At 46.7% G+C, this 8,938-nt stretch carries 10 protein-coding genes; 1 reads left to right on the top strand and 9 read right to left on the bottom strand.

All coding sequences use genetic code 11. The features are described 5' to 3' along the window. From RWM02_RS10440 to RWM02_RS10400, 9 genes are all read right to left on the bottom strand, one after another. The coding region (locus tag RWM02_RS10440) for a radical SAM protein (protein ID WP_314072027.1) at nucleotides 1-584 on the bottom strand (584 nt) is incomplete at its 3' end. 376 nt (nucleotides 585-960) lie between these two features. Beyond that, nucleotides 961-1,752 (bottom strand): DUF2314 domain-containing protein, encoded by a 792-nt coding sequence (locus RWM02_RS10435; RefSeq protein ID WP_122863364.1) that lies wholly within the window; start codon nucleotides 1,750-1,752, stop codon nucleotides 961-963. Nucleotides 1,753-1,897: 145 nt separating this feature from the next. Then, nucleotides 1,898-2,395: a YajQ family cyclic di-GMP-binding protein gene (locus tag RWM02_RS10430; RefSeq protein ID WP_314072023.1), complete on the bottom strand. Its 498-nt coding sequence runs from the start codon at nucleotides 2,393-2,395 to the stop codon at nucleotides 1,898-1,900. Between the two features lie 2 nt (nucleotides 2,396-2,397). After that, entirely contained in the window at nucleotides 2,398-3,327 is a 930-nt protein-coding gene (locus tag RWM02_RS10425; RefSeq protein ID WP_314072022.1) for a D-2-hydroxyacid dehydrogenase, read from the bottom strand. Nucleotides 3,328-3,336: 9 nt separating this feature from the next. After that, nucleotides 3,337-4,515 (bottom strand): glutathionylspermidine synthase family protein, encoded by a 1,179-nt coding sequence (locus RWM02_RS10420; protein ID WP_390887766.1) that lies wholly within the window; start codon nucleotides 4,513-4,515, stop codon nucleotides 3,337-3,339. 1 nt (nucleotide 4,516) lies between these two features. Continuing rightward, the gene (locus RWM02_RS10415; protein ID WP_122863360.1) at nucleotides 4,517-5,146 is read right to left on the bottom strand and encodes a UPF0323 family lipoprotein; all 630 of its coding nucleotides are present in this window, start codon (nucleotides 5,144-5,146) and stop codon (nucleotides 4,517-4,519) included. Beyond that, nucleotides 5,143-5,808, bottom strand: a complete 666-nt coding sequence (locus RWM02_RS10410; protein WP_314072018.1) for a DNA-binding protein — start codon at nucleotides 5,806-5,808, stop codon at nucleotides 5,143-5,145. The genes RWM02_RS10415 and RWM02_RS10410 overlap by 4 nt, the downstream gene beginning before the upstream one ends. A 108-nt stretch (nucleotides 5,809-5,916) precedes the next feature. Next, nucleotides 5,917-6,129: a 30S ribosomal protein S21 gene (gene rpsU, locus RWM02_RS10405; protein WP_002951513.1), complete on the bottom strand. Its 213-nt coding sequence runs from the start codon at nucleotides 6,127-6,129 to the stop codon at nucleotides 5,917-5,919. Nucleotides 6,130-6,217: 88 nt separating this feature from the next. Beyond that, a complete protein-coding gene (locus RWM02_RS10400) occupies nucleotides 6,218-7,702 on the bottom strand; it encodes a flavocytochrome c (RefSeq protein ID WP_314072015.1) in 1,485 nt (494 codons plus the stop codon). Between the two features lie 133 nt (nucleotides 7,703-7,835). On the opposite strand from RWM02_RS10400, the gene ccoG reads away from it, so the two are divergent. Beyond that, the coding region (ccoG, locus tag RWM02_RS10395; RefSeq protein WP_314072013.1) for a cytochrome c oxidase accessory protein CcoG at nucleotides 7,836-8,938 on the top strand (1,103 nt) is incomplete at its 3' end.

Raw genomic sequence — 8,938 nt, 5'->3', positions numbered from 1 at the left:
AGGCTTATGACCGGGATCTTGCCCAGAGCCTTCTCGAGCTTTCTTTTCGTCTCTTCGGCGGAGCCGAATTTCTCATACCTGCCGACTCTTTTTAACGTCTCGTTATCAAAGCTTTGCACGCCTACGCTTAAGCGGTCAATAAGCCCGTCAAAACGGCCGAGGCTCTCCGGCGAGATGTGGTTTGGATCGCTCTCGGCCGAGATATCTTCGATACTAAAGAGCTCTTTTGCAAGTTTTAGCGTCTTTTCAAGCTCGGGTTCGTTGATAAGCGTCGTGCCGCCGCCGACGTAAAGCGAGCTAAAGTCAAAGCCGGCCTCCTTGACCTGCCTCATCTCCTCGCGTAAATTTTCAAAGTAAATTTTTGCAAGCTCCTGCTCGTAGTGGTACTTGTGAAACGAGCAGTACGGGCAAAAGGTGTGGCAAAAAGGCACGTGAGCGTAGAGCATATACTTTTTGTCTTTTTTTGGAGTTTTTGTGTAAGTTGTGGTCAAAATATCTATGTTAAATTCGTTGTATAGTGATTTTTGAATAGAATTATGAGCGTAATTTACCGCAAATTTTTCTATAATATTCTTAAATCCCACAATTAATTCCTTTTCTTAATTTTATCGCGTATTTTACTTAGGTTTTACTTAAAATAAAATTTTAAGGCCCTAGTCTAACCTATTTAAATAAATTTTACGTAAATTTTACCGGAGAAATTTACGGTTGAGCTTATATATCTTTTTATATAGGCTGCGTTAAATTTTATCCCGAGGCCGCTACAAAAATACGACTTATCCAACGCAGCTTGAGTGACCTAGCGGCGGAAGTAAGGCCTTAAACGTCGCTATCGCTCTAAAGTTCTCGGCGCTGCGCAGCCAAAACAACCGCACAAAATAACGCCGTAAAGATGAATTTTTAAGAATTCTTAAATTTAGACTAAATCTAGCTAAGCATCAAATTTGGGCTAAAGGTAGATTAAGCAAGAGCTTTAACGATATCTTTCCAGCCCAAATGCTTGGCAAAATCAGCCGCGGTTTTGCCGCTTTTCGTGCGTAAGTTTTTGTCCGCGCCGTTTGCCAGCAGTACGTTTACAAGCGCTAGATTGCCCGCGAGCGCCTCGCGGTGTAGCTGCGTAAATCCGAGCTCATCGGCATCCGTGATGATACTTTGGTTCTCTTTTACGTATTGCTCAAACCGCTCGCGCATATTTTCGCTCATCGGATGCTCGGCTAAATTTTCCGGGTGCTCTTTTTGCTCGTAAACCACCAAAATATCGTTAAAATCGCCAAAATCAAGCCCCCACGCTTTATCGTGCTCTTTTAGCTCGCCCTTTTGCATGCGCGAGCGCATCGCCTGCACGCTAAAGCCGCCGTACGCGCGTCCGCCCACTGCAAACATCCAGTCGCTCATCTCGTCCATCTTTGCGTTCACGCGGTCGCCGTTTTTTACGTTTTGCACGGCGTCAGGCTCGTTTACGAGCGTGCCCGAGATGGTCTCGCCGTCAAAATCCACGTCGTTAATCCACATATGCTCGCCGACTTCTTCGCCGTCCACGATGTCTAAAAAGCAAATTTTAACCATCGCAAAATCAAGCCCTCGCACGACCCTGTGGCGCTCCCAGTAAAGCTCGCGCCAAAAATACCTAAAGCTCTCGCGCGCCTGCTCGAATGCGCGCTGCATGTAGTCCTCTTCGTTACTTGCGAAATAAATCGGCATTTGCTCGCCCAGATCGACTTGTTTGCCGAAAATTTTCTTAAAAAAGCCCATTTTTTATCCTTATTTATTTTAGATTGAGAGTTAAAATTTCGATACGTTAAATTTGCGGTTAAATTTGACGAACCGTCAAATTTTGAATACAAAAGTCAAGCAACGATTTTTCTAGCTCATTTAAAGGCGCTCGCGAAAGTGACCGCTATTTTAAGTTTTTAAAACTAATCGGCAACTCCAAATTTAACCCCTTCACGAGTCTAATGCACTCTTGCAGATCGTCGATGCTTTTGCCGCTTACTCGCACCTCTTCGCCGCGGATCGCTGCCGTTACTTTTAGCTTTGCGTCCTTGATCGCTTTGGTGATTTTTTTCGCGTTTTCGCTATCTAGGGTGTCGTTTAGCTTTAGCGTCGCTTTGATATTTCCGCCGCTCGCGCTCTCGCGTTTGCTCTCGGTGACGGCTACCGGCGGGATGTTTCGCTTGATGAGCTTTGAGATCACGATGTCTTTTAGCGCGTCGATTTTGTTGTCGCTAGAGCTAAGAAGCATGATGATTTTTTCTTTTTCGTTTAGCTCCACCTCGGCCGCAAGCCCCTTAAAATCATATCTCGCCGCGATCTCTTTTTTCGCCGTTTCTAGCGCGTTTTTAACCTCCATCATATCGACCGCCGCACTTATATCAAAACTATGCTCAGTTGCCATTTTTATCCTTTCAAAAATTCTTTTATATTTTTTACGATCATCGCTACGAGCCGCTCTCTAGCCTCAAAACTCGCCCAAGCCACGTGCGGAGTGAGTATCAAATTTTCCTTGTTTTTGATACGAAGCAGCGGATGATCCGCGCGCATGGGCTCAGTCTCTAGCACATCCGAGGCAAAGCGCAAATTTCGTCCATCTATCGCGTGGGCTACGGCGTTTTCGTCCACGATGCCGCCGCGTCCGAAGTTCATGAGCAAGGCGCCCTCTTTCATCAAATTTAGCTCCCGCTCGCCGATCAAATTTCGCGTTTTTTCATTTAGCGGAGCATGGATGCTCACGATGTCGCAGCCGCTTAAAAGCTCGTCTAAATTTAGCCTTTTAAACTCCGCGTTCGCGTTTGCGCCGCTAGTTGAGTAGTAGCTTACGTTCGCGCCAAAAGCCGCCGCGATGCGCGCCACGCCTCTGCCGATCTCGCCAAGGCCGATGACGCCAAAGCTCTTGCCCGCTATCTCGCCGATACTGCGGTCTAAATTCGTAAAAATTTCACTCTTTGCCCACTCGCCGCTTTGCGCGTAATTGTCGTAAAATTTGATGCGATTCGTCAGCGCAAAAAGGCAAGCGAACGTATGCTGCACGACGCTGGCCGTCGAGTAGCCTGCGACGTTTTTTACCGCGATGCCTTTTGCCACGGCGTACGCGAGATCGACGTTGTTCATTCCTGTCACGCTGATGCAGATTAGCTTTAAATTTAACGCATCCATCGTCTCTTTGTCGATGACGACCTTGTTCGTGATGACGACATCTGCGCCCTTTAGCCGCTCTACGCGCTCGGCCGCGGCTGTAGTTTGGTAGCTAACAAACTCTCCAAACTGCCCAAAAATGTCCAAATTTACGTCGCTTCCAAGCGTCGCGGCATCGAGGCAAACTATTTTCATTTTGCGTCCTTATTTGATAAAGTGCCCCACAAATTTGGAGTAGTTATCTAAAATTTCGCCGCCCCTGCGATAGCCCAGCGCGCACGCCTCGTAGGCGAAAAACACGCCCGCTTGATAGCTATTTCCGGCGGCGTCTTTGTTAAATTCGTAAAATTCCTGATAGATCGCGCGGTTTTGACCGTAGTCGCCGCCGTTTTGCGAGCTAATGCTACCGTCGGCCTCAATCACGCTCACGTTCGCGCCCTCTCGCCCAAAAACTGGCTTTTTTACGCATTTTTTGCCCGCGATCGGCTTGTCGCTAGCTTGCAATAAAAGCGGGTGATTCGGATATAGATCCCATAAAATTTTCAAGATACCTTTGCTTTGGAAAAGCAGAGTGTATGCGGGATTTAGGATGATGGCTTTTTGATTTTGGACGATGTTTTTTAGGATGATGGCTAGCTCGCCTTCCTCTACGGCGATGTCCTCCCACGGCACGAGCTTAAACCAGTACTCGTAGTTTTCGCTGCCAAAAAACACGCCCTCCTCGTCGTTAAATACGACCTCATCGACGTAAGCAAACGCCGTGTGAAAGCCTGCCTCCTCGGCGATATACTGTAGTAGCTTCACGGTCTGCTCGTCCTCGCTACTGCCTGCAACCGAGCTAAATAAAATTTTCCAGCCCTCGTAGTGCTCGTTAAAGCTCTCGGTTTCCTCATCTAGCGTTACGAGGCGCCTAAAATTTTGCTTTAACGCGTCATAAAGGTCGTTAAACTGCGCACTCTCGTCCATGCGGTTAAACTTAAGCGCCGCCCACTGGATGATCGCCGTCTCAAACACGGCCGTCGGGGTGTCGGCGTTAAATTCTATGAGTTTTATCGGTTTGCCGTCTAGGCCGCCTGCAAGGTCAAATCTACCGTAGAGATGCCAGTGCACGTCGTTTTCCCAGCTTTCGCGCACGAGATCTACGAGGTTAAACGGGATGCCGACCTCGTGGTAGAGGTTGTTGTCGATGACGTGCTGGGCGGCTGCGACGAACATATCGTATAGCTCGTTTGCGGCATTGTAGTAGGCCTCAGCCTGCGCCTCGCTAACCTCGACTAGCTCGTCTGCTACGTAGTCGCTGCCGTCTGGATCGGTGTGCCACGTAAAGCCGATCTCGCCTAAAAATTCGCTATTTAGCGGTTCGATTTTTTTTAAATTTATCATTTTATCCTCCGAAACTTGAGCTTGAACTTGAACTTGATCCGCCGAAAAATCCGCTCTTTCCGCCGCTTGGTTTACTTGCCGAGCTCGTGGCTTTGGCTTTGTTAAAGCTATCTACGCTCCTTGAATACGCACTCGGGTTTTTATACGCGCTTTGGCGCTGCGCCTGATAGCCCGGGTTGTTAAAGAGTTTGTTGCCGATCCAGCTGCCGATGATCGCGCCCGCGGCCGAGGCTAGTAGCGCCTCGCCCATACTCATGCCGCCGCTTGAAAGTTGCGCGTTTTGAGCGTTCGGATTCGTCAAATTTGACGTTCCGGCATCGATTTTGGCGTTTTCCTCTGCGATTAGTTTATCCATCTCCTCTTTGCTCAGAACGCGCTCGGTGCCGTTGATATCCTTTAGCACGACGCGCGTTTCGCTGCTTGGATACTCCTCTAGGACTTTATATTTGCCCGGCGCGGTTTCTTCGATGATGACGAAAGCTCCCGTTTTTTGCGCCGCTTCGTTTAGCGCGCTACTTTCGCCGCCGTTATCGTTGCTACCGCAGCCGGCCAGCCCTGCTATCACGACCGCGCCAAATCCGCCCACAGCAGCGTAGCTTGCTACTTTTTTTATGCCTTTAAAAACTCTCATTTTTTATCTAGCTCCTTTGAAATTTTCTTACTTTTTACCATTATCACGCCCTTTTTAAATTTGATAAATTTTGATTTTCCGATGTTTTTTATGATTTTATTTTGCGTTTTCTTAAGGCTCTTGCCGCTTAAATTTTGCGATTTTAAAAACTCGGCCAAGCTCGTCCATTTACCCTCGTTTTCAGGCTTGCTCTCGACGAATTCGACGTCGATAGGAGCTACATATTCGCCGTTTTGACGCGCTAGCAGCGGTCGCTCGAGCATGCTTAAAAATCCCCTTAGCTTCTCGTCTCTTTCGCGGTAAATTTGAGCGATTTCGGATTTATTATTTAGCAAAATTTGCTCTTTTTCGCGAAAAAGCCTCTCTTTATCGGCTTGCAAATTTTGATTTTGTTCTTTTAGTTCGCTGATTTGCGAGAGTAGAAATTCGTTCACGTCAAATTCGCCGGCTTTAGCGGATTTTTTTGGCTCCGAGCTTTTGGCGGATTTTGAAGTTTTGGGCGCTGATTTGGGTGCGGTTTGAGGCTCGTAGCCGTCCAAAACCACGTATTTTATGCCGTCTTTTTCAAAGGTTTTTAGCGTGCCGCGACGAATGCGGTTGTAAACGGCTTCTTTGGTTACGCCTAAGATTTCCGCAGCCTCGCTCACGGGCACTTTGGACATATTTTTCCTTTGATCGTTAAATTTGGCGTAGATTATGGCAAATTTTGGCTTTGATGCGAGTTAAACGGGAGTTTAAAAAAGAAAAGGCCGCCGAAGCGACCCTTTTGGTTAGAGCTTTGACTCGTAGCGTCTAAGCATATATAGACGTTTAAGCATTTTCTTGCGAGCCGCGATTTTTTGTTTTTTGCGGATCTCGGTCATAGGTTCGAAAAAGCGTCTTGCGCGAACTTCAGTCACGACAAGATTCCTGTCGGTTTGCTTTTTGAACTTTCTGTAAGCTTCGTCAAAAGACTCGTTAGGATGTACCTTAATACCAGGCAACGTCCTCACCACCTTTCAATTAAAATAGACGGCGATTATAGTTTAAATTTGATAAATTTAAGCTTTGCTCGACGCCTAGGCTTTAAATTTAGCCTTTTAGTATATGCTCCGCCGCTATCATCGCCGAGCTGATACAATCGGGCGTCGAGCAGCTTGTAAGCCTCGTAAATCCGTGCACGCCGCCCGTCGCCTCGCCTACAGCGTATAAATTTTTAATAGGCTTGCTATCATTTATATTAAGAACTTCAAAGTTCAAATTTACCCTCACGCCGCCCGGAGTATAGCTGATGCCAGGAGCCCCGAGTATCGCGTAAAACGGAGCCTTTTCTATCGGAGCGACTTTAGTTAAATCTTTTTTAAAATCGGCATCGGTTTTGGCAACGACGCTTTCGTTATACCGCTTTATTTCCTCTTTTAAAATTTGCGCATTTAGCTTAAATTCCGCCGCCAGCTCGTCTAAGCTCTCAAATTTTTTCATCTTGCCGGTTTCTATAAACTTTTGCAGCCTTTTTGGGTCGTGACTGGAGGTAAATCCCGTCTCGTCAAAGATTATAGTCGGGAACAGATCACTTTCATTTTTTTGCATATTTTCTAAAATATTATCGGACAAAGTCTGCCTATCGCCGTCTTCGTTCATAAACCTCTTTGAGTTTTTGCCGTCGACCGCAATAGCAAATATCAAATCCTCCGTCGGAATACCAAACGAATAGCGTCCCAGGCTAAGCTGTACAGGCATCGCGCCCGCCCTTACCATGGTTTTTAACGCACCTGCCGTCGCACCTGGATTTGACGGAGTGGAAGCTAGAGCGAGCCTTGGATTTTGCGCCGCTTTAAAGGTTTTATCCGCCGAAAATCCGCCGCTTGCAAAAATTACGGCCTTTTTAGCTTTATAAAATTTAACGTCCCCAGAAACGTTTTGCGCATCGTCGTCGGCTAGGTTTTTATCAAATTTATATTCCTCTCTCACTCTTAACCCTATCGCCGCGCCGTTTTTATCCAGTACGATTTCATCGACTTTTACGCGCTTTAGCGTCTTGCCGCCCTTGCTTTCAAAGTGAGAATTTAGCGCCTGCACGCACGCTCCGCCTCCGCCTACGGTCTCTAGACTTCTTGCCACGCTATGTCCGCCCAGATGCTTTAGCTTTTCGGCGTATTGCACGCCTCTTGCTTTGACGAATTCATACGCTCTTTTTGAATTCTCAGCGATCCTGTACGACTGCTCAATGTAGTTAAAGCCCTTGCCTGCTTTGTTTAGATCTTTTACGAAAAGCTCGATGGAGTCTTTGATGCCGGCTTTTTCTTGTTGCTCGGTGCCCACGCAGGCAAAATCAAGCTGAGAAACTACAGAGTTGCCGCCCATTCGCGACATCTTTTCTAGTAGCGCTACACTAAGCCCACCCTCGGCTGCTACGATGCCCGCGACGTTTGCGCTAAGGCCGCTACCTACAACCAAGACGTCGTATTCCGCGTCCCATTTTATCTCATCCTCCTGTGCCGCCTGCAAATTTAACGCGCCTACCGCAGCTACCGCGAAGCCGGTTTTGATGAAATTTCTTCTAGAAATTTTTTGCATAACATCTCCTTTTTAAAGAATTTATGAAATTATACATCATAAAATTGGCGTAATAGCAATTTTAATACGCGTTTAATAGCATTAACTCTATAATTTATCCAAAATTATCACTACTTTGTAATTAGGACGAATTATGACCAAAGAAGAGTATAAAAATTATTTCAAATTTGCTAGCAAACGCTATATTGCCTACATCCTGATAACCTGTACCGCGCTTGTTTTACCTTTTATATCTATCGACGGAAATCAATTTTTCCTTTTAAGCTTTGAGCGCAGCGAGCTGCATCTGTTTTTTGCTAAATTTAACGTCCAAGAGCTATTTTTGATGCCTTTCGTGCTCATCATTTTTTTTATTTTTATATTTTTTATGACGAATTTAGGCGGCCGCGTCTGGTGCGGCTGGAGCTGTCCGCAGACGATATTTCGCGCGATTTATCGCGACCTCATCCAAACTAAAATTTTAAAAATCCGCAAAAATATTTCAAACAAGCAAACACAGGCCGAAAGCGGCGCTAAAAAGGCTCTAGCAGTTGCGATCTGGAGCGTTTTGGCTTTTATCGCGGCGGCAAATTTTCTCTGGTTTTTCGTCCCGCCGCAGGACTTTTTCGCTCAAATTTCAGACCCGGCCGAGCATAAAATTTTACTCGGAGCTTGGCTTGTTATCGCGGCGTTTTTGATATTTGACGTAGCGTTTTTGGGTGAAAATTTTTGCGTTTACGTTTGCCCCTACGCCAGAGTGCAGTCCGTGATGATCGATTCTGATAGCATGCAGGTCATATACGACGAGACGCGCGGCGGTAAAATTTACGACGGACAAACCAAACTCTGGAAAAAGCCGCCCGAACCACAAAACGAGTGCACGGGTTGCGAGGCCTGCGTGAAAATTTGCCCGACTCACATCGACATCAGAAAAGGCATGCAGCTAGAGTGCATAAACTGCCTAGAGTGCGTGGATGCCTGCACAAAAACGATGTCGGGGCTAAATTTGCCTAGTCTAATTAGCTGGACGAGCTCAAATTCCCTAAAAACCAAGCAAAAAGTGCGGTATTTTCGCTTTAAAACCATCGGCTACTGCACCGCCATCGCTGTCGCCGCGACCGCGCTAACGCTAATGAGCGCCAAAAAAGAGAGCATGCTGCTAAACATCAACCGCACGAGCGAGCTATATAAGGTAAATAAAAGCGGCGAGATCGAAAACGCTTACGTGTTTTTGTTTGAAAACACCGACGCGCACGC

The organism is Campylobacter showae, assembly GCF_963515975.1.
Classification (GTDB): domain Bacteria; phylum Campylobacterota; class Campylobacteria; order Campylobacterales; family Campylobacteraceae; genus Campylobacter_A; species Campylobacter_A showae_F.
The sequence above is the reverse complement of the archived record's forward strand: the minus strand, read 5'-3'. Positions and strand labels throughout refer to the sequence as shown.